The sequence below is a fragment of the Microcoleus sp. A003_D6 genome (assembly GCF_036702825.1).
In the GTDB taxonomy this organism is placed as follows: Bacteria; Cyanobacteriota; Cyanobacteriia; order Cyanobacteriales; family Microcoleaceae; genus Microcoleus.
Window position 1 is genome coordinate 1 of the sequence record NZ_JAUBWA010000047.1, and the last position, 22685, is coordinate 22685.

Annotated in this window: 21 protein-coding genes; 6 read left to right on the plus strand and 15 right to left on the minus strand. The window is 45.7% G+C overall.

Annotated elements, in window-relative coordinates:
* Positions 1 to 28: 28 nt before the first annotated feature.
* Together QUB70_RS14820 and QUB70_RS14825 are read right to left on the minus strand one after the other, a co-directional pair.
* Positions 29 to 676, minus strand: coding sequence for a retropepsin-like domain-containing protein (locus tag QUB70_RS14820; RefSeq protein WP_332981416.1), 648 nt, complete (start codon positions 674 to 676; stop codon positions 29 to 31).
* A gap of 67 nt (positions 677 to 743) precedes the next feature.
* Positions 744 to 1802: a hypothetical protein gene (locus QUB70_RS14825; protein WP_332981417.1), complete on the minus strand. Its 1059-nt coding sequence runs from the start codon at positions 1800 to 1802 to the stop codon at positions 744 to 746.
* Between the two features lie 171 nt (positions 1803 to 1973).
* On the opposite strand from QUB70_RS14825, the gene QUB70_RS14830 reads away from it, so the two are divergent.
* Positions 1974 to 2858 carry a hypothetical protein gene (locus QUB70_RS14830; RefSeq protein ID WP_332981419.1) on the plus strand — a complete coding sequence of 295 codons (885 nt, stop codon included), beginning with the start codon at positions 1974 to 1976 and terminating at the stop codon, positions 2856 to 2858.
* 136 nt (positions 2859 to 2994) lie between these two features.
* Here QUB70_RS14830 and QUB70_RS14835 read toward each other — a convergent pair whose 3' ends face one another.
* From QUB70_RS14835 to QUB70_RS14850, 4 genes are all read right to left on the minus strand, one after another.
* Complete coding sequence (locus QUB70_RS14835) at positions 2995 to 3348, minus strand: type II toxin-antitoxin system HicB family antitoxin (RefSeq protein WP_332981420.1); 354 nt, start codon at positions 3346 to 3348, stop codon at positions 2995 to 2997.
* The gene (locus QUB70_RS14840) at positions 3332 to 3601 is read right to left on the minus strand and encodes a type II toxin-antitoxin system HicA family toxin (protein WP_332955243.1); all 270 of its coding nucleotides are present in this window, start codon (positions 3599 to 3601) and stop codon (positions 3332 to 3334) included. Before QUB70_RS14840 ends, QUB70_RS14835 begins: the two co-directional genes overlap by 17 nt.
* Before the next feature lie 134 nt (positions 3602 to 3735).
* Positions 3736 to 4440 carry an AbiU2 domain-containing protein gene (locus tag QUB70_RS14845; RefSeq protein WP_332981421.1) on the minus strand — a complete coding sequence of 235 codons (705 nt, stop codon included), beginning with the start codon at positions 4438 to 4440 and terminating at the stop codon, positions 3736 to 3738.
* A 113-nt stretch (positions 4441 to 4553) separates the two neighbouring features.
* Positions 4554 to 5963, minus strand: a complete 1410-nt coding sequence (locus QUB70_RS14850) for a ferredoxin:protochlorophyllide reductase (ATP-dependent) subunit N (RefSeq protein ID WP_199292772.1) — start codon at positions 5961 to 5963, stop codon at positions 4554 to 4556.
* A 110-nt stretch (positions 5964 to 6073) separates the two neighbouring features.
* On the opposite strand from QUB70_RS14850, the gene QUB70_RS14855 reads away from it, so the two are divergent.
* Positions 6074 to 6373 carry a hypothetical protein gene (locus QUB70_RS14855; protein ID WP_332981423.1) on the plus strand — a complete coding sequence of 100 codons (300 nt, stop codon included), beginning with the start codon at positions 6074 to 6076 and terminating at the stop codon, positions 6371 to 6373.
* Between the two features lie 75 nt (positions 6374 to 6448).
* On the opposite strand, the gene QUB70_RS14860 is transcribed toward QUB70_RS14855, so the two are convergent.
* The 3 genes from QUB70_RS14860 to QUB70_RS14870 form a co-directional block, all read right to left on the minus strand.
* Entirely contained in the window at positions 6449 to 7993 is a 1545-nt protein-coding gene (locus QUB70_RS14860) for a DUF5331 domain-containing protein (RefSeq protein ID WP_332981424.1), read from the minus strand.
* 34 nt (positions 7994 to 8027) lie between these two features.
* Positions 8028 to 8894: a ferredoxin:protochlorophyllide reductase (ATP-dependent) iron-sulfur ATP-binding protein gene (bchL, locus tag QUB70_RS14865; protein WP_332981425.1), complete on the minus strand. Its 867-nt coding sequence runs from the start codon at positions 8892 to 8894 to the stop codon at positions 8028 to 8030.
* A gap of 625 nt (positions 8895 to 9519) precedes the next feature.
* Positions 9520 to 11700 (minus strand): CBS domain-containing protein, encoded by a 2181-nt coding sequence (locus QUB70_RS14870; protein WP_332981427.1) that lies wholly within the window; start codon positions 11698 to 11700, stop codon positions 9520 to 9522.
* A gap of 149 nt (positions 11701 to 11849) precedes the next feature.
* Between QUB70_RS14870 and QUB70_RS14875 the strand changes: the two genes are divergently transcribed.
* The 3 genes from QUB70_RS14875 (at position 11850) to QUB70_RS14885 (ending at position 15377) form a co-directional block, all read left to right on the plus strand.
* Positions 11850 to 14414 (plus strand): PhoD-like phosphatase, encoded by a 2565-nt coding sequence (locus QUB70_RS14875; RefSeq protein WP_332981429.1) that lies wholly within the window; start codon positions 11850 to 11852, stop codon positions 14412 to 14414.
* Positions 14415 to 14646: 232 nt separating this feature from the next.
* A complete protein-coding gene (locus QUB70_RS14880; RefSeq protein WP_332981431.1) occupies positions 14647 to 14922 on the plus strand; it encodes a hypothetical protein in 276 nt (91 codons plus the stop codon).
* Positions 14923 to 14924: 2 nt separating this feature from the next.
* Positions 14925 to 15377 carry a type II toxin-antitoxin system VapC family toxin gene (locus QUB70_RS14885; protein WP_332981433.1) on the plus strand — a complete coding sequence of 151 codons (453 nt, stop codon included), beginning with the start codon at positions 14925 to 14927 and terminating at the stop codon, positions 15375 to 15377.
* A 232-nt stretch (positions 15378 to 15609) separates the two neighbouring features.
* Here the strand turns inward: QUB70_RS14885 and QUB70_RS14890 are convergent, their stop codons facing one another.
* The 3 genes from QUB70_RS14890 to QUB70_RS14900 form a co-directional block, all read right to left on the minus strand.
* Positions 15610 to 15957: a type II toxin-antitoxin system PemK/MazF family toxin gene (locus QUB70_RS14890; protein WP_332981436.1), complete on the minus strand. Its 348-nt coding sequence runs from the start codon at positions 15955 to 15957 to the stop codon at positions 15610 to 15612.
* Positions 15954 to 16280 carry a hypothetical protein gene (locus QUB70_RS14895; protein ID WP_332981439.1) on the minus strand — a complete coding sequence of 109 codons (327 nt, stop codon included), beginning with the start codon at positions 16278 to 16280 and terminating at the stop codon, positions 15954 to 15956. The genes QUB70_RS14890 and QUB70_RS14895 overlap by 4 nt, the downstream gene beginning before the upstream one ends.
* Before the next feature lie 335 nt (positions 16281 to 16615).
* Positions 16616 to 18925: a calcium-binding protein gene (locus tag QUB70_RS14900; protein ID WP_332981440.1), complete on the minus strand. Its 2310-nt coding sequence runs from the start codon at positions 18923 to 18925 to the stop codon at positions 16616 to 16618.
* A 124-nt stretch (positions 18926 to 19049) separates the two neighbouring features.
* Here QUB70_RS14900 and QUB70_RS14905 point away from each other — a divergent pair, with 124 nt between their 5' ends.
* The gene (locus QUB70_RS14905; protein WP_332981442.1) at positions 19050 to 19637 is read left to right on the plus strand and encodes a hypothetical protein; all 588 of its coding nucleotides are present in this window, start codon (positions 19050 to 19052) and stop codon (positions 19635 to 19637) included.
* 101 nt (positions 19638 to 19738) lie between these two features.
* Here the strand turns inward: QUB70_RS14905 and QUB70_RS14910 are convergent, their stop codons facing one another.
* The 3 genes from QUB70_RS14910 to purS form a co-directional block, all read right to left on the minus strand.
* The gene (locus QUB70_RS14910; RefSeq protein ID WP_332981444.1) at positions 19739 to 20542 is read right to left on the minus strand and encodes a DUF4058 family protein; all 804 of its coding nucleotides are present in this window, start codon (positions 20540 to 20542) and stop codon (positions 19739 to 19741) included.
* Positions 20543 to 20865: 323 nt separating this feature from the next.
* Positions 20866 to 21567, minus strand: a complete 702-nt coding sequence (purQ, locus tag QUB70_RS14915) for a phosphoribosylformylglycinamidine synthase subunit PurQ (protein ID WP_332981446.1) — start codon at positions 21565 to 21567, stop codon at positions 20866 to 20868.
* Between the two features lie 526 nt (positions 21568 to 22093).
* Positions 22094 to 22378, minus strand: a complete 285-nt coding sequence (purS, locus tag QUB70_RS14920) for a phosphoribosylformylglycinamidine synthase subunit PurS (protein WP_332981447.1) — start codon at positions 22376 to 22378, stop codon at positions 22094 to 22096.
* Between the last annotated feature and the right edge of the window lie 307 nt (positions 22379 to 22685).

A 22685-nucleotide genomic window follows, 5' to 3' on the forward strand; every position in this document is an offset into this window, starting at 1 on the left:
TCTATCCTTTCTCTTCGCTGTGCTTACCTCAACGGTCAACTTTCAATTTGATATATTTGCCAAAGTGAGATGCACCCATTTCCTCATCAGCCTGCTTAAATTCAATATTAAACCGATCGAACACAACTTCTCGACCCAAAAGCAATTGTTCTCCCCCTGTATTATTTTGCAACCATGCCACAGGAGCAATAAAAGTATGTCCATCTATTGTCATTTCAACATCGCGTAAAACATAGTTGACTCTGCCACCTATAGTCTCTGCTAATAAAGTTGATTCTGCATCAGCTAAAGCATATCCTAAATCCTGACCAACCTTTAATGAAATTAAACTTAATTCTGCGCCAGAGTCTACTAACATCATTGTAGAAATCTCCCAATCTCTATGTTTTAAATTTACACGATAGTTGTGCTGCCAATCGTGACGAGTAATTGTACGAAAACGAATGGGTAAAATTTGAATAGAAGCTGTTTGACGGGGAACTAAGTAAATTACAAAAGTTTCTCCTGAAGCTTTGGCTAAATCCAAAACTTCACGCAAATTTTCGCTGTGAGCAATTAATCGATTAGCATTATAAGCAACATATTGATTGCGATATAATTCTAATAACATCCGACGGTTTTGAGTCAACCATTTTAGCATCTCACGGCTTTCTTGTTTAAAAAGTGTTATTTGCATATTGCTTGCTCATTAGGATTGTTCTTTACTATGAATTTTGATACACAAACTACAGGAGATTAGGCATTTACGAAAGCGACTTCATAATCCCGCTTTCTAACTGATAAATTGCTGCCATAATTCCGGTTTCAGGATTTGTGAGCAGAGACTTTTTGACATCTTTCAAGTAACCTACAAGGTGTTCGCGCAAAATCGGTCTTTCCACTTTCACGGTGCGATCGTAATCCCACAAATCCCACATGATAATCCCGACACCGACAATCGGATCGATTAAACCTACTCCCAACTGACTCGCAACAGTACCGCCTGTTTTTGTTGCCATTTTGGCGGCGGCTTTGCTGGCAACTTTTGCCGTAACTTTGCTGCCAATTTTTGCGGCCATTCCCAAAATTAACGGCTTAGCAATTAAGTAGCCGCTGCCGCCAACTAATGCTTTTAATGATAAATTCGAGACGTTTCCTTTATCGCTAATTGTGGTGGCAATATCGTTGAGATATTTGTCCCACTGTACTTGGGGTATGTTATAATTATTTTGAACTACTTTCACATTTTTGCTAACTTCTGCTATGTACAAGTTAGCAGTATCTTGAGTGATTAATTGAAATCGCAGTTGAGCATTTTTGGGAACCAGCACGCGGTTGGCAAATTCTCTTTGAAAGTCTTCGGTTAATTTTTCCGAAACAGCTTGAGACGCTGCATTCATATCAAACCTATTGAGTACGGCTGATTTGATGAAGTTGAAAGGTACGGTAAACTCCATCTTTTTTTGATTGAAGTAATCGAAGTACCAATCGAGAAAACTGCTGTCAACTCGCGCAATTACTTCGGTTTCCCATTTGTCCAATTCTTTAGATGCGAAAGTTTCGGCAGTTGTACGGGCTGTTTGGATAGCGTTTTTAACGTCTTGGTTGACTTTGCTAAAATCGTGCGGCGGCGAGACTACAACTGCTGTGGTTGCAGTATTTGTCAATGACTTGGAAATTATAAAATTACCTAACATGGGAATGATGACTACCAGAATTACGATCGTCCAAATCATCGGTGTCACAGTTTTGATAAACTGACCGATAACTCGGAGACGTTCTGTTTTCTCTGAATAGCTAATTTTTTCCTTGTCTTGACTCATGGCGGTTTCTCAACTGATGAGAGTTGGGCTAGTTTCGATTATAGGCGATCGTACCTGCGATCGTGTTACGGGCGTGTGGCCTGGGATTCTGGAAAGGTTGGGGAAAAGTCCGCGCGAAGCTACCCCAAAGGGAATCGCCAGTTTTTAATTCTTGACTGCATAGAAATTAAAGTGGTACTATTTTTGAATATATCTCAAGCTGTTAATATGACCTTAGATCCTTTGCTCCGCAAGCTAGCAGCCATAAATCAAGCTTTATCTGCCATTTCAGCAGAAACCTGCACGGCGGCGGGATGCAATCAAGCAGTTTCAAAACCCGGTCACAAATTATGCTACGAACATTGGAAAGCTAACAACGCTCAACCCGTGTCAGCGCCCAAACCTAAACCCCAACAATCCTCTTCCCCCTCACTTCTGTCCGCTACCAGCATCAGCGAGAAACTAGAAATATCAAAGCACAAAGTAAACCCAATTTTAGCAGAGTTAGGATTGGTAAACAAAGAGCGCAACGGCTGGGTAGCCACTAAGCGGGGAATAGGTTTTGGGGCGGTGCAAAAAACATACCCTCAAGATAACACTCCGTATGTGCTTTGGCCAGAATCTATACTGACAAATCAAGTTTTTCTAGCGACTATTGAGAGTCTTAAAGGTGACAATTCAGAACAGGTCAAAACAGAAGTAAACACAAAGCTAGGGTTCCGCGAGAAGTTTCGGGCGAGTGCACAGCATCGAACAACCGACGGTCATTTTGTGCGGTCTAAAGCTGAAGTTTTGATTGATAATTGGCTTTATATGGCGGAGCTAGTTCACGCCTATGAACGCCGACTACCTATAGAGGAAGAAGCTTACTGTGACTTTTATATTCCTGGGGGGAAAGTGTATATTGAATACTGGGGATATGAGAACAACCCGGAGTATGTGGCGCGCAAGAAAGTGAAGCAAGAACTATATCAGAAGTACGAACTCAACCTGATTGAGTTAACAGATGAACACATCAAGAATTTGGATGATTATTTGCCTAGAATGTTATTAAAATTTGGCGTAATTGTAAATTGATTCAAAAGTACGATCGCGCTCTTCATCCGCGTTAATCTGCGTTAATCTGCCTGCATCAGCGGTTCATAAAAAAAAATAAAAGAGCGATCGCCCTTGAAGCGTGCCTCAAACTTGATAATCCTTATTTGATTATCTTTTAGCCTGCTTTACTTAACACAAGCAGAATGTACTGGTCAAGACTAACTCCTTCCCTTTCCGCTTTTTCTGCTAAACTTAAATGTAGAGATTTAGGAATTTGTAAAGATAGACTTCCGCTATACTCAACTTCCGTTGTAGGTAAAGGAATCTCATCGCCGCACTCATAAGCAGTCTCTATCCACAATTCCCTAGCTTCCTGAATATTCTCCATCGCTTCGGACAAAGTTTCACCCTGAGACATACAGCCAGGAAGGTCTTTTATTATAGCTGTATAACCTTCAGGTTCGGGATAAAAATTGATAGGATATTTCAGGCTCAAGTAATAATCTAGGGATTTAAGCTTGACTTTCATCTTCTGATTCATCGCTCCATTCCTCTAACTTCAATAATGCCACAATTTGCCTGACGTAGACTCCTTTTACCTTCTGACCGCCCTTTTTAGGGACTGTAATCTTTAATCCATCGGCATTTCGGAAAGAATGGTGACTTCCTTTCGATCGCTTTTCTTCAAACCCAAAAGCAGTTAGGATATAGCACACATCGTCAAACCGCACTTCAGACGGGTTTGATAAAAATTGTTCTATCAGTTTTCCTAACTTACTCATCTTAACCAAATTTTCCGACTATCTATCACAGCTTTCCAGGACTTACGCAGTGATAACGATTTTTTGTCATTCTCAGCGATAGCGAAGAATCTCAAGGTCTGATACTACCGTTACAATGCGTAAGTCCTGTTTCATTAGGGGGTTGTACTTATATCTAATAAGTTATTGTAATCCTCTTGAATCTCTAGGGAAGGAATTTCAATATTTAAAAGAGACATATAACGATGACATATTGCTCTCGCCTCATCGATCAGTTTTTGCAACTCATCTTGTTTAAGCCTAGTCATCTCTTCAGGCATTGGCAAGAAGGGCGCGTTTTCATCTTCCTCATTTTTTAATATATTCCTGTTTTTTTCCCTAACACCTAAAGCTTTTTTATATTTAAAAAGTTCTGCCTTGTCATAGTGAGCTATTGCTTTGTCTCTCTGATTAAAAAGTTTTTTTTTCAATCCATCTAGATTCTGATCGTAATCTTTGTCATCCGCTTTTTTATCTTTGAATTTAATTTTGTCTTTCTCTAATTGTTTTATGTCTAACTCACCTATTTTTTGGGAGGCTTTTTTCCATGATTTATAATTACTATCAACAATTTTTAAAATTTTGGGAACGCTTACAGCATCATCATGTGAGTCATATACTTGACACAAATATAATACACACAGGTCACGAAATCCCAAGGCAGTCATCGTCCAGAAATGACGTGCTTTAGCGTATTTTTCTGGTGTACTACCCAAACCATACAATAAATCATAAGCTACCGACAAATAGTATTGAGCATCGGATAGCCTATCATTAATAGAGTGAACCATCTCACCAAATTCTTCTTGTTCAACTGTCATTTTGATAGCCTTTTATTGATGAACTTATAAAGTAGGGTAGGCATTACCTACCCCACTTATATAATTATAGCGGTTTTTACAGTAGTGAAAACCGGAAGTAGATGAGCTAGAGATTAAACCTTCGCTTCATTCTTCACCAAATTACCCCAACCCAAATCCTTCAGCGAATTATTCCGGCGCAGCGGACGAGTCACCAACTCCAAAATATCCCGCGCATTACCAAAGCCGTGAATCTGAGCAAAAGTAAACTCAACAGACCACTTAGTATTAATTCCCCGCGCTTCCAAAGGATTAGCGTGAGCCATACCAGTAATCACCAAATCAATATTCTGCTCGTAAATCCGCTGCAACTGATTGTAATTGTCCGGTTTTTCCACAATCCGAGGAGTAGGAACTCCCATCTCGTGACAAGTCTTTTCTAACAACGCCAACTCGGCTGCTTGATAGCGCTTGTCCATGTAAGGAATGCCGATTTCCGGGCAAGTCATGCCGCAGCGAATCAAGAAACGTGCTAAAGAAATCTCTAGCAAATTGTCGCCCATAAAGAAGACAGATTTACCGCGAATTATTTGCAGGTAATCTTCTAAACCGGCCCAAATTTGCGCTTCCCGTTCGTCCAAACCTTTTGGTTCAATTCCCAACACTGAGCAAATTTTTTCAATCCAAGCGCGAGTTCCGTCAGGGCCGATCGGGAATGGCGCACCAATTAGCTTACACTTGCGGCGGCGCATCAACGTAGAAGCTGTGCGCGACAAGAACGGATTCATGCCAGATACATAATAACCTTCTTCCAAGACTGGCAATTCAGTGTAGCGCTTGGAAGGAAGCCAACCGGAAACTTTGATTCCTTGCTTCTTCAATTCTAGAGTTAGCTGAGTGACAACCGGATCGGGCAAAGAACCAAAAAGTACCAGCGGTGTGTGCTTGACATATTCCGATTCATCTGCTGCAACTTCCTCTTTTTTCTTGCCGAAATTCAGCAGTTGAGAGATTGCATTGCGTTCTTGTTTCTGAGATTCCATCACGGGCGCTTTCTCAGGACATTTAGCAGCCATCGCTGCTAAAACGGTATCTTCCCCTTGAGTAAAGGCGTAATCCAAGCCGTTAGCGCGGGCTGTGACGATGGGAATGCCAATTTCGGCTTCCAGCTTCGGCGCTAACCCTTCCAAATCCATTTTGATGATTTCGGTGGTGCAAGTGCCGATCCAGACAATTACACTGGGGTTACGATCGCGCTTAATTTGCAAGCACAGCCGCTTCAACTCATCATAATCGTTTAACTGAGCGGAAATATCGCCCTCTTCCAACTCAGCCATCGCATAGCGAGGCTCAGCAAAAATCATCACGCCCATTGCGTTTTGCAAGAAATAGCCGCAAGTCTTGGTACCGATGACCAAGAAAAAGCTATCTTCAATTTTTTGATAAAGCCAAGCTACGCAGCTAATCGGACAAAAAGTGTGATAATTGCCTGTTTCGCATTCAAAGTTTAAAGCTTCTGGTTCATTAGTAGTAATAGCAGTCATATTTCAAATGTTCTCCCTTTAAATTGTTTTTAGTCTCAAACAGGACAGGCTCGCCTAGCGAGGAAATACCTGTATTTTGCGATCGCATCTCTTGCTGCGGACAAGCATAAGTGGTTTTTCAGGTTGTTTTTCGTATCGAACGCGAACAGGCGCAGCGGCGAGAAAACACCTGTGAAAGTGCGATCGCCCTGAAGCAGCGAACAATAATAGAAATACCTGGTTTTGGCGTAATTTCTTTGAAAAATAGATGCAGCAAACTCAATATTTCCGCAGCAGCCGCATCCAAAATTTTGGCTAAAAAGTTCTGCGCGAGGGCATACAATCCCTCACAGCAGGGATTTAGTGTTCTTCAACTCCCTCGCGGCAAAAAGCCTTTTGGCAGTTGTGAGTTTGAGCTAATTAAAAATTAACAACTCGCAACTCACAACTTACAAATAGAGCGGGAAACTTCCAGACTAGAAGAGACCCCGCCGATCGCCACAACCTCACTTAAAATCCGACAAAAAGCCCGAAATTTCTTCATCGTCATCGTCGGAATCCAAATCGCCTAGACCTAGAGCATCTAAATCATCTTCGTCAGGATCTCCGGTAGTGGCTTCTCCCAGATCGTCAAGTCCGAGATCGTCGAGGTCATCGTCATCAGATACAGAGAAATCGTCAATACCGTCTTCGTCCAAGTCGCCCAGATCCATATCTAGGTCATCTGAGGTAGGTGCCCCAAACGGATCGGGTATTTCTTCGGCGACAAACTCTGCATCTTCTTCCCCAAACGGATCGGATATTCCCGATTCGAGATCCCCAGAGGTCAAAGTCCCAAATTGCGAGGCTTCTTCATCGTCGTCGCCGAGGTCGAGACCGCCCAAAGCCGAGGCTTCTTCATCGTCGTCGAGGTCGAGACCGCCCAAAGCCGAGGCTTCTTCATCGTCATCGCCGAGGTCGAGACCGCCCAAAGCCGAAGCTTCTTCATCGTCATCGTCGAGGTCGAGACCGCCCAAAGCCGAAGCTTCTTCATCGTCATCGCCGCTCATATCGAAGTCAGATACGGCGTCTTCCTCATCGTCGCTCATATCGAAGTCAGATACGGCGTCTTCCTCATCGTCATCGCCGAGGTCGAAGTCAGATACGGCGTCTTCCTCATCGTCGAGGTCGAGACCGCCCAAAGCCGAGGCTTCTTCCTCGTCATCGCCCATGTCGAGACCGTCCAAAGCCGAGGCTTCTTCCTCGTCATCGTCCATGTCGAAGTCGGAGACCGCTTCTTCCTCGTCATCGCCCAGGTCGAAGTCGGAGACCGCTTCTTCCTCTAACTCCAAGGATTCCTCCTCGGAGCTAAGTGCTGACGCTGCTGCTGCCAGACCGGCGACTCCGGCGACTCCGGCGACTACTCCGGCTGCTCCTAAAGCCGCACCGCCCAATTTATTAGATTTGGCATCAGCGGGTGCAGCTTGCTCGATAAGGGCTGCGGGGGCTGCTGTCGCTGCGGGGGCTGCTGTTTCACCTCCCGCAACTGCGGGGGGGGTTCCTATCGCTGCGGGGGGGGTTCCTATCGCTGCGAGGGGGGTTCCTATCGCTGCGGGGGGGGTTCCTATCGCTGTGGCTGCGGGGGGGGTTCCTATCGCTGCGGGGGGGGTTCCTATCGCTGTGGCTGCGGGTGCTGTCGCTGTGGCTGCGGGTGCTGTCGCTGCGGCTGCGGGTGCTGTGGCTGCGGGTGTTGGAGATTGGTCGGCCGTCTGTGGCGCGGTATTTGAGGGCATACCTAGTGCCATGTCCGGGTCAAAATTTAGTCCCAACACTTCGATCAGGCTGTCTGCATCCGCCTTGAGTCTTGAGAAGGGCAGCATTAGTTGCTGGAGTTCCGGCTCCAGGGCAGCGGCAATTCCCAGGATGAGGTAAGAAACAGGCCTTTTCCCGCCGTCGGGTGTGGCGACCGTGTTGTCAGCCGTCATGTGCAGGAGCAGCCAAGCCCGATTTACCTGGTAGTAGTCCAACCACTTCTGTTTGAGAGCAACTGAAAAAGTATCAAAAAAAGCCATAACCTCTTTATCCTCATCCTGATCGCTAGACCTATTAAACCATCATCAGGTCTAGCTCATCTTCCTCCTTCTTGACCACTGGTTGCACTGGATTTAGATAAAAATCTGAAAGCAAGGAGAATAATTCGCGATCGGGCAGGTCGTTGGGCACTACTCCTTCGGGCATTGCCAAAATCTGGTCGGCGATGTTGAGGTAGTAATCGCAGACGTAGTTTAGGGAAGAATCGGTCTCGGCCATTTCAAACAAAGTTTTGCCTTTGACGCGAGAAACACGGATGTCTTCAATCAGGGGCAACACTTCCAGCACTGGCATGGGTACGGAGTCTATGTACTTGTCGATCAAGTCGTGCTTGGAGGTGCGGTTGCCAATTAAACCGGCGAGCCGCAACGGGTGAGTGCGGGCTTTTTCGCGGACTGAGGCGGCGATGCGGTTGGCTGCAAATAAAGCGTCGAAGCCGTTGTCGGTGACGATCATGCAGTAGTCGGCGTAGTTCAATGGGGCTGCAAAACCGCCGCACACTACGTCGCCGAGCACGTCGAACAGGATGATGTCGTATTCCTCGAAGGCATTGAGTTCTTTGAGCAGTTTGACGGTTTCGCCGACTACGTAGCCGCCGCAGCCAGCTCCTGCTGGAGGGCCTCCTGCTTCTACGCAGTCAACGCCGCCGTAGCCTTTGTAGATGACATCTTCGGGCCAAACGTCTTCGTAGTGATAGTCCTTTTGTTGAAGGGTGTCAATAATTGTGGGTATTAAGAAGCCAGTGAGGGTAAATGTGCTGTCGTGCTTTGGATCGCAACCGATTTGCAAAACTTTCTTGCCGCGCTTGGCTAGGGCAACGGAGATGTTGCAGCTTGTTGTCGATTTGCCAATTCCACCTTTTCCGTAAACTGCGAGTTTCACTCTTTGTTCTCCTATAGGTTTCTATCAAAACGATCGGGGCTGGGGTTTCACGCTTTGATGTTGCGATCGCCCAAAACTTGCAATACCCAACTCCAATGCCCTTCTTGTGAATTGGGGAGTCGGCGCAATTTAGCTCGTTGAAAGCATTATTAGCTAACTTGCGAGGAAAAGAAAGGGGGCGACCAAATCAAAATGCTAGTAAATTTGTTTATTTTGCATCTTTGGGAATCTTAGCTGTTTTTTTGAATCATAAATCTATTCTTATAAAAATTTTACATTTTTATTTGACTTTAGAATACTTTCTTAATATAAAGAGGTACAAAAATAAAACAAAAATTAACTTATCAAACAATCTGGGCTTTTGGCTTGGGGGCTAGGATGCAGGCAGTTGATGGCTTGTGGGCGTAACTTGAACGGGCACAAACGAGCTGGTGGATCTAGCAAACTCGAAGTGAGTTCGGCCGATCTGGGTCTGGGGAGGGCAAAGTTATAGGATTTTAGATTTGAAATTTGAGATTTTAGATTGGGAAAGAGTGATTTTGCTGGGGTTTCTGGTGCTTTGTAAAAAATTGTTAATTTTTAGGAATTGGCGGGGGAGTGGGAGAATATTATTTCTTCCCAAAGACTACTGACGATTGAGTGCTGACTCATGACAACTGACGATCGGAATCTCGATCGCAAACTCAGTGCTGAGTCCAACTTCCGAAACGCACTCAAGTCGCCCCCCGTGTTGTTCCACAACTAAATGGTAAGAAATCGACAGTCCCAACCCAGTACCCTTGCCGACTGGTTTGGTAGTAAAAAACGGGTCAAATAATTTGCAGCGAATATCATCGGGTATACCCCCGCCGTTGTCGGAAATTCGGATCGCCACAAAACCGGGGTCAACAACTTCAGTGCGAATTGTAATAGCCGGAACACTCAATTGAGAATTAGGAATTGGCGACTGTGTATTTTTCCCATTTCCCTTTGCCCATCGGCCTTTCTGGATTGCTTCATCAATCGCATCAATAGCATTGCCGATAATATTCATAAACACTTGATTGATCTGACCGGCACAGCACTCGACGCGGGGCAAATCGCCGTATTCTTTAATAATTTGAATAGGTGGATGTCCACCGTAAGCTTTGATGCGGTGCTGCAAAATCATCAAAGTGCTGTCAAGCCCCTCGTGAATATCAACGAGCTTGATGTTAGATTGATCCGATCGCGAAAAATTGCGCATCGACAAAACTATTTGGCGGATGCGCTCGGTTCCTACTTGCATAGAAGACAGGATTTTAGATAAGTCTTCCACCAAAAAATCGATTTCCATCCCTGCTGCTACTTCTCGAATTTCCGATACTGGTTCGGGATAGTGCTGCTGGTAAAGTTTCAACAGTTGGAGCAATTCTTTGATGTAGTGGTTGGCGTGGGAAAGGTTGCCGTAGATAAAATTAACAGGATTGTTAATTTCGTGAGCGATACCGGCAATCATTTGTCCCAAAGAAGACATTTTTTCAGTTTGCACAAGTTGAGTTTGAGTTTGCTGCAACTTTCGCACAGTTTCCTCTAATTGCTGCGCTTGATTTTTCAAGCAAGTTTGCTTTTGCCGCAGCACTTCTTCGACTCGCTGGCGCTTGATAATATCCCGTCTCAACAATTCATTTGATTCTAAAAGTTGAGCGGTGCGTTCTTCAACTTGTTTTTTTAAGTCGTCGTGAGCTTGGCGCAGGGCTTCTTGGGCCCGCTGCCGCTCTAAAATTTCTTCCTGCAAAAGTTCGTTGGCTTTCTGCAATTGGGAGGCTCTATCGTCAACTGCTTGCTGCAAAAGCTCGATCGTCCCGTAGATTTCTGATTGGTTAAAAACTTGCGGCAAATTTGTCACAGAGACAACGCCCAAAAGTTCTCCGTGACTGCCAACTACTACCAAACGGCGGACACAGTGCCGCTGCATCGACTGATGGGCACTCCAGAGGGAATCGGCGGGAGATATGCAAAATAAAGGCGCACTCATGAACCTTGCTGCCGGGATTTCCGAGAGGTTTAATTCGAGGGCGTGAAACTGCACAATATCCCGCTCGGTGACAATGCCGATCGGAAGAAGGTAATTTTCTATTGGTGCGATCGCCCGATCGGGATGCTGAATTTGCTCTTCGACAATGACGACGCAACTAACTCGATGCTTGACCATGAGTTCGGCTAAATCGAGAGCTGAGGCAGTTTTTGGGGCCCAAATGACTTCTTTGGTCATGACATCTGCCACGCAGCGCAAATTGGTTAGCAAGTTAACCGGTTGCAGCGCTTCGTGAATGGCTTCGCGGGTGATGATGCCCAGAAGCCGCGAGTCCTCGTCCACTACGGGCAAATGCCGAATCTGATGCTGGCGCAAGGTGAATATAGCTGTGAAAATATCTTGAGACTTGGATTGTTTGAGGGTAATGGGCGATCGAGTCATTACCTCAGCAATTGTCAGTCCTACCGCACAAGCTGCGACGGTAGTTAGCTTGACGATATCTCGTTCTGTAAAAATGCCGATCGGCCGCGAGTCTTCCACGACTAAGACGCAACTGCGCTTGGCCGGACTCGGAAGAGCGTGTGGTTTTTCGCCGCAAAGCTGACAGGATACCCGCATGGGGTTCATGAGAGCCAACACTTGGGCGATCGGGGTTTCTGGAGCCACGGTGAGGGGGTGGCGGTCGATCGCCCGATCTAAAGGTGACAAGTAAAGTGGCGGGCTGTTGGGTTCTAGGGCGGGTTCTGATGGTTTAATTGCTAGCTGCGGGACTGAATTTAGAAAATGATGTAATTGTTCTTCTTTTAGCATGGTTGATTATTAATTTTACTTAATGAGTTGTTACAATTTTGGAGACTTGGGTTGGCAGATTTAACATTAATTAAGCGGGTGACAGATGCTCGATCGCCTAAAATCTGATTGCTAGAACACCCTTATTTAATTTTTATTTTTTAAATCCTATGTCGTGGACTCCCTTAAACCATCGAATTCATCACTTGCCGCTCATCCTTGCGGGCCCGATTTTGCGCCGGACTGAAAGTCGGGCCGTGACAGTTTGGCTGGCTCTGAAAGCACCCCGCCGAGTCGAACTCAAGGTTTATTCGACTGAAGGCGGAACCGGTGAAATTGTCGGGGTGCCGTTGCTCCAAGGTGCGAACTCTACCGTGCAGCTCGGCAAATACTTGCACGTAGCGGCGGTGACTGCTAAACCGATGGACAGCAATGTCTTGACATCCGGGCAAATCTATGCTTATGACATTGAGTTTACCAGCAGTCGCGAGTCGCCGTCGAGGGTTGCAGTCCCAGAAAATGAGAAAGAAAATCTCATTTCTTGCCTGTGGCCGACCTCCCCTGATTTGTCGGCTTTGGGGCCGGAGACGATCGGTTATTTCGCTCACGGGTTGCCGACTTTTGCCCTACCGCCAAAGGATTTAAACTATTTGCGTATCGTTCACGGTTCTTGTCGCAAGCCGCACGGAGACGGCAGAGATGCGCTGCCAATCTTGGATAATTCGATCGAACAGTTTGCAGGAACGGCAAATAGCAGGCCTCACCAACTGTTTTTAACGGGTGACCAAATTTACGGCGACGATGTTGCCGATGCGATGCTGTGGGCCTTGACTGACGCTGGCGATACCCTGTTGGGCTGGGAAGAGAATCTGCCCCTGATGGATGATGCCCAAATTAAAAAGAATTTGTGTATCAGTATACCTAAAAATGCGGAAAACGAAAATGCAGTTGGCCAAGAGAGAGAAATTTTTAGAGAGTCCCCTATCCAGAAACCGTCTGATGCTGAGTATCAGTCCAAAAAACCAATTGAGTTACAGCCGGGGACTCGCAGCGATATTGCCAGAGATTTTGGCGGCTTTACGGCGATGTTGGTGAATAAACCCGCCAATGCTAAAAGTCACTTATTTAGCTTGGGGGAATATTACGCGATGTATTTGTTAGTTTGGTCGCCGGTACTCTGGTGCACGAGTTTTCCCAAGGGTAAGGATATTTGTCCAAATTCTAAGGATGCAAAAGTCTGGGATCGAGAAGTTGTTGAACTTGACGGTTTTGCTCGAAATTTGTGGAGGGTGAGGAGGGCGCTAGCGAATATTCCTACTTATATGATTTGCGACGACCACGATGTTAGCGACGATTTGTATTTGAATCGAGAGTGGTGTTACCGGGTGCTGGGGAAGCCACTGGGCAGACGGGTGGTCCAGAATGCTTTGCTGGCTTACGCTGTGTTTCAGGCTTGGGGAAATACGCCCGCACAGTTCGATCGCGAAAAACCGGGAGATAAATTATTAACAACTGCTGAAAAATGGTCGGCTTCGGCGGGGACTGATGTTTCGGCTTGGGAGGAGGCGGCTAAGTATTTGGGAATTCCAGGACTCGATCCGAAAACTCATTTGCCTAAGTTGAAATTAGATGAAGATGTTTTTATTTTGGCTCGGGATGGCGAGGGTGTGGGTGAGGTTTTGAATTGGCATTTTACTGTGAGAAGTTTTAAGCACGAGGTGATTGTGCTGGATACGCGGAGTTGGCGGGGGTATCCGGTGGAAAGCGCGATCGATCCGCCGATGCTTTTGACTCACAAAGGTTTTGAGGAGCAAATTCAGCAGCCTTTGCATGAAACTAATTTGCTGAATAAATCTGGGGAGTTTGAGATTGAGGCGACGCTGGTAGTTGTGCCGACTAATTTGGTGGGTTTGTGGATTATTGATGCGGTGCAAAAGCGGGATGTGGAACAGGGGAAGGTTTTTAATAGCGATGCGGGGGATTCTTGGAATTTTCACGAGTTGGCTTTTGTGAAGCTGTTGTCGGAGTTTTTTAAGCAGCGCGATCGGGTGATTGTGTTGAGCGGGGATATTCACTATGCTGCTGCTGTGCGGCTGAGTTATTGGTCTGATTGTCATTTTGGCGATTCTCGATCGAATATTGAGCCTTTGAATATGGCGAATTATCAATCAAATTGTCAATCTTCTGTGCTGGCGCAGTTGACTGCTAGTGCTTTGATTAATGAGGAGTGGAAAACGCATTTAATTCATACTAAGATTAAGTCGCTGTTTCCTGAGCGATCGCACGAATGTTTGGGATGGAATGAGCCGCTGGAATTAATTAAAATTTCGAGAATTGGCAAAAAGAAAGCTCTGGTAGCTGCTGTCAGGAACAGACAATCTCTGCCTGATTGGGGGTATCGGATTGACTGGATGAAACGGCAAAGAGCTCGGGTGTTTTTGCTGCTAGAAAAGGGAACTGCGTCAGATAGATCGCATAAAAATAAACAATTGTCATTCCTGCATAGGTTGTGGAATTTTATATCGCTGTTGTGGCGCAATCGCTGGCTGCAAGAGGGTAATGAGATTGTGGGATATAGCAATATTGCGATCGTCAGTTTTCAGTGGCCGGCTGATGATGATGGGGAGAAAGCGGTGATCCAAAATATTTATTGGCGGCCGCTATGGGAGCCGGATAGTGTGGTTTACAGTCAGTATTTTGTGCCGCTGGGATTGGATGAGACGGCGGTTGATTGATTGTGGTGTTTGTCGGTGGTTGAGACGGCGGTTTCAACCGCGTCTACACAGACGAAACCCGGATGGTGCGCGGGTTGAAGAGTCGATCGCCCGTTTGTCAAAAAGTCGTAGCGTAGCGGGGCGTAAGCCATCGCCTTTCCCATCCTCTCGCAGTTGTGGAAATTTGACTAAATTTGATATTTCTGCTATGATTATGTGAAATTAATCACAATTAAAGCTCAACTATAAATGTATGGAAGCTGTAATTGAAAGCATTGTAGATAAGCTGCGTTATTTAGGCAAACCGCAGCTAGAAGTGGTTCTTAATTTTGTTGATTTCCTAACTTGGCAGTCAGCGCCTGGTCGGTCATCAAAGGTAAGTGATTCTGATGCAGAAATTAGCGATCGCGAGTTTGAAATACTTTTAGATGAATTGGCTGATGATTTTATTAAAAGTCTGGGAAGTAATGTGCCTGTGCTATCAGATTTTGCCATAAGTCGTGAAGGTATCTACGAGGAGCATCCTTAGCAATGTTATGCCTTGTAGATACGAATATTCTGCTGCGGTTTTCCGATCGCTCTCATCCTTTATATCCTGTAATCCGCAATGCCGTAAAAAATTTGCGACAGGATGGATATAAACTGCAAGTAGCCTCACAAAACTGCGTTGAGTTTTGGAACGTTGTTACTCGCCCGATCGAGAAAAATGGCTTTGGGTTGACTCCTGCTGATGCCGATCGCCTGTTACAGCGGATCGAGCGTCTTTTTCCATTGTTTCCCGACACATATTTAACATACTCGGAGTGGCGTAGGTTAGTTGTTACCTACAGAGTTTCGGGGGTTCAGGTACATGATGCTCGTCTTGTGGCTATTATGAAAGCAAACGGTGCATCACACATTTTAACGCTAAATGTTAAGGATTTTACTCACTACGCCAACGAAGGAATTGTGTCGATCGATCCGAATACTATTTCTGAACAATAAATGAAAGGTCGATCGCCCGTTTCCCAAAAGTCGATCGCCCGATCGCACTAAAACCTTTTGCATCTGTCGTCGATCGCCCAGGTCAGATCCCCCTAAATCCCCCTTAAGAAGGGGGACTTTGAGCGCTTCTTGTCCCCCCCTTCTTTAAGGGGGGCTAGGGGGGATCTGGCCTTAATCGATCGCCCGTTTCCCAAAAGTCGTAGCGTAGCGGGGCGTAAGCCATCGCTCTTTTTTAAGGTAAGTAACCCAAGGTAAATAATACGATATTTTCTAATTGTACCAGTATCTCTGGATTTAGTTCACCAATTTTATTTCGCAATCTTGTTTTATCCAAAACTCGCAGTTGATGGCACAATGCAACAGAATCTTGAGCTAATCCTCCCTCGCCGCCGGGAATCAAAACACAGGAAGGAAGAGAGGCACGACGCAGATTAGTTGTGAGAGGAATACTGATAACAGTAGTTGTGTATCTCGAAATTGTATCGTTTTGAAAAATAATTGTGGGACGCACGCCTGCTTGTTCGGAACCTTGTGTGGGATCGAGGTTGGCAATCGAGATTTCACCTCGTCTGATTGTCATGCCAAATCCTCATGTTTGAGGAGTTCTGCATATTCGCTGATTCCGAGTTCCGCAAGTTGTCGGTCTTCTTCGGCAAATTCGCTGTAAAGTGCAGCTAAGTTAGTTTCATCGATCGCAGGAATAGTAACTAATCTGGCACGGAATTTCAGGAAGCTAATAAATTCAAATACTTGTTGGAGTTGTTCTCGATCGAGCTTTTCTAATTCTTGTTGGATTAACTCTCTCATGACAGTTATTTTTGTTGTCAAGTTTTCTGTATTATAGCCCGATCGCCCATCCACAAAAAACCCGGCGGTTGAAACCCAAAAAACCCGATCGCCCATCCACAAAAACCCGGCGGTTGAAACCCAAAAAACCCGGCGGTTGAAACCGTGGCTACACAGACAAAACCCGCCTTCGCGGGTTGAAGATTGCGTTATTTCTTAGTCCGCGTAGGCGGACATCGTTTGTGTAGACGCGGTTTCCAACCGCCGAGGATTTCAAATTAGATCGGCCATCCACCCAAAAACCCGATCGCACCTTTCTCTCAAATTAGATCGCCCATCCACCCAAAAATTCGATCGCCCATCCACAAAAAACTCGATCGCCCATCCACAAAAAACCCGATCGCCCATCCACAAAAAACTCGATCGGACATTTCTCTCAAATCCGATCGCCCTTAAACCAACTCCACATCACAGTAACTGGAAAGGGGGCCATCACGTAATCCACCATCAAGACCAAAATTTGTGAAATTTGCAATTTCAAGTGACTCACGACTGCCACTTCTACCTGAAACTCTCACGGATTGACCTGATGTAACACAGTCCCCAAAAGCGTTTGGCTTATTTCGTATCCCAAAACTTATCGTGCCACTGGAAGAGGAAACGGGAATGATTTTGGTTTGTGTTCCACTCCTTGTACCAAGTTCTACGAGAAAATTGTCTATTTCGTTTTTTGAATCGCAGTATGTTAGTGTGTATTGTGCCGTTTGTCCATAGGGGATGCGGTCAGGAATGAGTTCTACTTTAATGTTTGATCCTGGCAAACAAGTTGGTGCTGGTTCAGGAGTAGTCGCAGGTTTATCGCAAAAGTCAAATGGAAAATTATACTTTTTAGTAAGAAACTTTCGGATCTGAGGCAAAAAATTGGTTTTAGAAGGTTCAGTCGGCTCTTCTTTCCCAAATGAATCAATGAGATCCTTAGTAGATGAAGATAAATCTAAAGTACCTCCTACAGCATTTTCTAAGTCTTCTGCAAGTCCTGCGGATTTGAGAGCTTTTTCAATTCCTATTCCCTTCAATTGGTCAATTACCGCATCACCAAGGTCTTTATCGCTACCTGTAAGAAGTTTGCAACTGTAGTCAATGACCGTCAACGCCGTTGATACTCCCTTCAATCCTAGTCCAATAACGTCAAGTGATAAGCTAGTTCCCCCGCTAGGAACAGCAAAAAATAAACCAGTAACTACTGCAACGTTAGCAACAAAATCGACCACTTTAGCCACTTTGCCAATTCCTTCACAGAACTTTTTAAGCGGCTCACAATTTGTCGCAAAATCTGGCTCGCCAACGGTCGGAGGAGTAACTGGTGGCTCAGGAGGAGTAGGTATTGGAGTTGGCTCAATTGGCAGAGGAAAAGTTACAGAATCAAAAATCTGACCATCTTTGATCCCCGATATGACACCTTGATCCGGCTTTCCAGGTTCTTTACTCGCTTGATTCTCAAGTCGCACAGTTTCATTAGATCCCTCAAGCGTGATATCAGCGCTTGTACCATCTCGACTCATGCGCGTTGTGCTACCACGAACACCCGTTGTAGGATTGGGTACAAATATAACTGATTCTACGAAACGTCCGTCAGCATCATCTTGAAAAATAACTGTATATTTGCTACCATCACTCGCCGGAAATTCCATCTGAAATTTGTTATCAGATAGCTTTGTTACTTCCGGTAAATCAATTGTGACTCTATCTTCAGGACGATCGGGTTCCACATCATAAGGCCTGAAACGACCCCTTAAATCCTCTGGTGTAACTCCCAAAACAGTGCCTAACAACGCCCCGGTTGCAGCTACCTTAACATCCAAAGCAGAACCACCCGACGGCTGCACTTTCGATTCCAAAACAATATCGGATTCCTTAAGATTTGTGCTAAGTCCGATGAAATCGATCGTTCTTTGAAAGTCGGTGATTAAGTCAAACGTAGGAGAGCCTAAAGCCGCCTCAGAGCGCAGAAAAAACACATCTTGACCCGCACCACCAGTCAGAGTGTCATTGCCCAAATCGCCAATCAGGAAGTCATCGCCATCTTGCCCATTGATAATATCGTTACCGCGACCACCCCGCAAAAAGTCGTCTCCGCCTGCACCGAAGATTACGTCATCACCTGCGTTTCCGTTGACACCATCAGCACTTTCACCACCCTGCAAGGTGTCTGCACCTTCACCGCCAAGCAGACCATTTTGACCCGTACCGCCACTCAGAAAATCGTTTCCCGCGCCGCCGTAGAGCAAATCAGCACCATCAAGGCCCTCAATTCGGTCATTTCCTTCGTCGCCATAGACGATATCCCCGGATTCTGAGCCTGTAATCGAATCCGCACCGCCTAAACCCCGCAAACCGCCGATGAGAGTATCCAGCAAGCCAGATGCGATCGTAAATGTGTCGCTTCCCTCAGTTAAAATGTAAGCACTACCATCGCTCGAAAGTGAGCCACTGCTGACTTGAGAAGTCGATCGCCCGATATCCCCAGCAGAACCGGAGATAAAGTCGTTTCCTGTGTTACCATTCAAAAAGTCTTGCGCGACAGCACCTTCTAGCGTATCGTTGCCCCCCGGGTTGAGGATACCCTGAACATTCTGAGCATTCGATACCGCCTCTTGAGTCGCGGCTTTTTTGAAGGGACAGCCGCAATCCTCTTGACTCTCCCCGCGATCGCTGTTCAGTATTTCATCGCTTTTGTCCAGCAGAGCTAAATTCTCAGGCATTGTGTCGCTCACTTCGTGTTGGTACAAATAAACTGATTCAGAATCTACCTCATCTTTCTGACTTATGTCTTGACCAAAAAAGCCCGAAAAAGACTGAAAAAGCCCGAAGTTTCACAAAATTTATTTGGCATTCACTCAGCCCATGCAGCCCAACGACGATCGCCCGTTGCAAGCCGTCCCTGACGATAATAACGAACTGCTGAAATTAGTTGATTCCCTGATCTTTGAGAAAACTGGCAAACATCTCAACACGCTGCAACGGCTACTGTTTCAGGGAATGTATGATGGGAAAACCTACGAAACGATCGCTCGTGACACCCGCTACACCACCAAATACGTCCGAGAAGTCGGCTACAAGTTGCTCAAAACTCTCTCGGTAGTGATGGATGAAGAGATGCAAAAAGGCAATCTCAAAGCTGCGATCGATCGTAGAAATATTAGCAATACTTCAAACTTCGGCAGAGATTATATTCATCAATACGTCGAATACGTCCACACCCTCAACCTCAACCCCTGTCTTTCTGAACCTAGCAAATCTGACAAAAAATACGCCACTGAATCCAGATTCAAAACTCAGATCGAACGCCTCGAAATTGATGTTGCTGATGTCGTTTGTAAGTTGCACAGTCAAGGTATCGAACCATGTCAAATTGCTCTGTTGCTTGGTTTGCCAGATGTGACGGTAGAAACAATATTGCGTGAATTATCATAGCTAAAATGCGAGATATTTGTAGGGTGCGTCGCTGGGAAATTTTCAAGTTGATTTAGAGATTGTCGATCGCGACTAACCCTAAGATATAAAGTAAAATATAATTAATTATCTCGAAGTTCTTTTTCTTGCAAAATTTGGGTAGCCCAAACCCGATCTTCTTCCGATAGAGACGGTACGGGTTCTCGATTGTAATCGATCCGATAATCATAGCCAGCACGATCGTAAACACCTGCAAATATTTCTGGAAAATTAACAATAGGTTCTACATCTTCCTCGCGCAAGGGAAGCGGAAATATAGGTAGAGAATCCCGGAGATTAAAAGCATAAAGTTCGGCAAACGGACGGCGATTACTGGGACTCACCAAAACCCGATAATCGCTTTGAATAGAATTATTAAGGATGGGCATAGATTCCCATTTTCGTAGTAAATCTATTTCCACTAAATTGGTTAAGCTGCCTAAAATACTCTGGCGTTTTTTGAGATAAGTAATTCTTCCTTCTCCACTACGTTTGTTGACAGGAGAAATAATCTCAATTGCGGTGACAACTTGTTTCGTTGCCATTTCTCGCACTTCCAAATAAGTCTGTTTAATTTTTTCAGGAGCAGGCACTTTGACGGTAGTCGGAAGTGTTATAGTTAAAGTGGCAACTGAACCTGTAGGAATATTCGGGTTATTAGATTGACGCTTAATCGCGACATCGGGGATACCTACTAAAAGAGAGTCGCTGTCACTGTCATTTGGATCGGTAATTTCATAGATGCGTTTGTCGATTGCCACCTCATATTTAGGGCGAATTTGAGGCATGATGGTATCAGCGATCGCGATAATCAATCGATTGTGAGTTTCCTGCCAGAAATCGGGGTGTTCTAAGTAGGGGTCCATTCCAGGAAAGGGTGAAGGCATAGGACTGTTTTCCGATGTATTGACTCTCAAATCATTTTAGCATTTTTAATTTGGTAGGTGCGTCGCTTTAAAGCGACGCAGAGCCTCTGGATATAGGTTCCCAGACCCAGCCTGGGAACCAGTTAAAGCTTGTCAAGAACAGGCAGGATGCCTGTCTCACAGTAATTATTGGAGATGTCTATTTGTAGATGAATTTAATCTGTTGTGGAACAGGCCGGAAAGCCTGTTGATTTTGGGCGGGCAAGATGCCCACCCCACAAGAAACTTGATGTATGGTGGAACAGGCCGGAAAGCCTGTTCCTAAAATCAGAGACAAATATTAACTACAAAACAGCAGCAACAGTTGCCATCAACAACCCTTGAAACAATTTCACCCCATCAGTTTCGCCCAACATCGGATCGGATGCCCGTTCTGGATGCGGCATCATTCCTAATACATTGCCCGCCCGATTGCAAATACCGGCAATATTATTTAACGAACCGTTGGGATTGCCAGCATCGCTAATTTTGCCCGCTTCCGTGCAGTAGCGAAACAGCACTTGCTCGTGGTCTTCTAACTCTGCTAATGTATCCGCATCGGCATAATAGTTGCCTTCACCGTGGGCGATCGGCAAATCGATGATTTCACCCGTAGTATAAGCCGCAGTCCAACGAGTATTACCCCGTACAACTTTCAAAGAAGCGCGATCGCAAATAAAATTCAATCCCGCATTCCGCACCAGAGCACCGGGCAATAAACCAGCTTCAGTCAACACCTGAAAACCGTTGCAGATGCCTAATACAAGCTTTCCTTGTTTCGCGTGTTCCGCAGTAGCCCGCATCGCCGGAGAAAAACGGGCGATCGCACCGCACCGCAAATAATCTCCGTAACTGAAACCACCGGGAATTACAATGATGTCAATATCCGAAATATCGGTATCTTCGTGCCAAATCATGCGCGTCGGTTGGTGCAGCAACCCTTGAGTCACCCACACCACATCGCGATCGCAATTTGAACCGGGAAAAACAATAACTCCAAATTTCATAAGCTGAAGGAAGAAGGAAGAAGGAAGAAGGAAGAGGGAAGAAGGAAGAAGGAAGAGGTGTCAACTTAAGACTGAAATCTTAGGTTTCTCTCGCTTGTATCAAAGTCTAGATCCCCCTAAATCCCCCTTAAGAAGGGGGACTTTGAGTCGTTCTAGTTCTTGTGTTTTTAACGAAGACTTTGAATGCTCTTGTCCCCGCTTTTTAACAAAGACTTTGAGAACCCTCTTGTCCCCCCCTTTTTAAGGGGGGTTAGGGGGGATCTCCGGGTTGAAAAACACCCTAGGACAGAGACTTTCAACGCTCTTGTCCCCGCTTTTTAACAAAGACTTTGAGAACCCTCTTGTCCCCCCCTTTTTAAGGGGGGTTAGGGGGGATCTCCGGGTTGAAAAATACCCTAGGACAGAGACTTTCAACGCTCTTGTCCCGGCTTTTTAACAAAGACTTTGAGAACCCTCTTGTCCCCCCCTTATTAAGGGGGGTTAGGGGGGATCTCCGGGTTTAAAAACACCCTAGGGACGATCGCACTTAAGCCCCCACAGTCTCCACAGCAACAGGAATTTCAGTCAAATCAAAGCGATAATTTTCAATCACTGGATTGGCCAAAAGTTGGTCGCAAACGCGATCGAGTTGTTCGCGGGCCTGGGACTCACCAGCAGCAGTCAGCGTCAATTCAACGTATTTCCCGATACGCACGCCCTCAACATTGTCGTATCCCATGTGTTGCAAACCAGACTGTACGGCTGTGCCGGCGGGGTCTAAAACCGAAGGGCGGAGGGTAACATAGATTTGGGCAAGATATTTCTGAGTCACAAAAAAACTTGGTAAGTGGGAAGCTCAGAGACTTTAGTCCTGAGACGAAAACGACCAGGCGATTTCAATCGCCTTGAATCCCCTCCGGCGAGGGTAGAGGGGTATGGTTGCCCCTCCAGCGAGGATATGGTTGTCCTCTGCTCCTTTCGGAGTAAAGTTAGCTTCGCCAATGTTATAAAGGCTTGTCAGGCTAGCAGCACTGTCTCAGTGACTTTAAGACTGTTTAACTACTAGCGACAGAGCAAGGGACTAGCTTCGCATCCCAGGGTGTCATGACCTAAATAACGTAGTCAGTTAAGACTGAGGC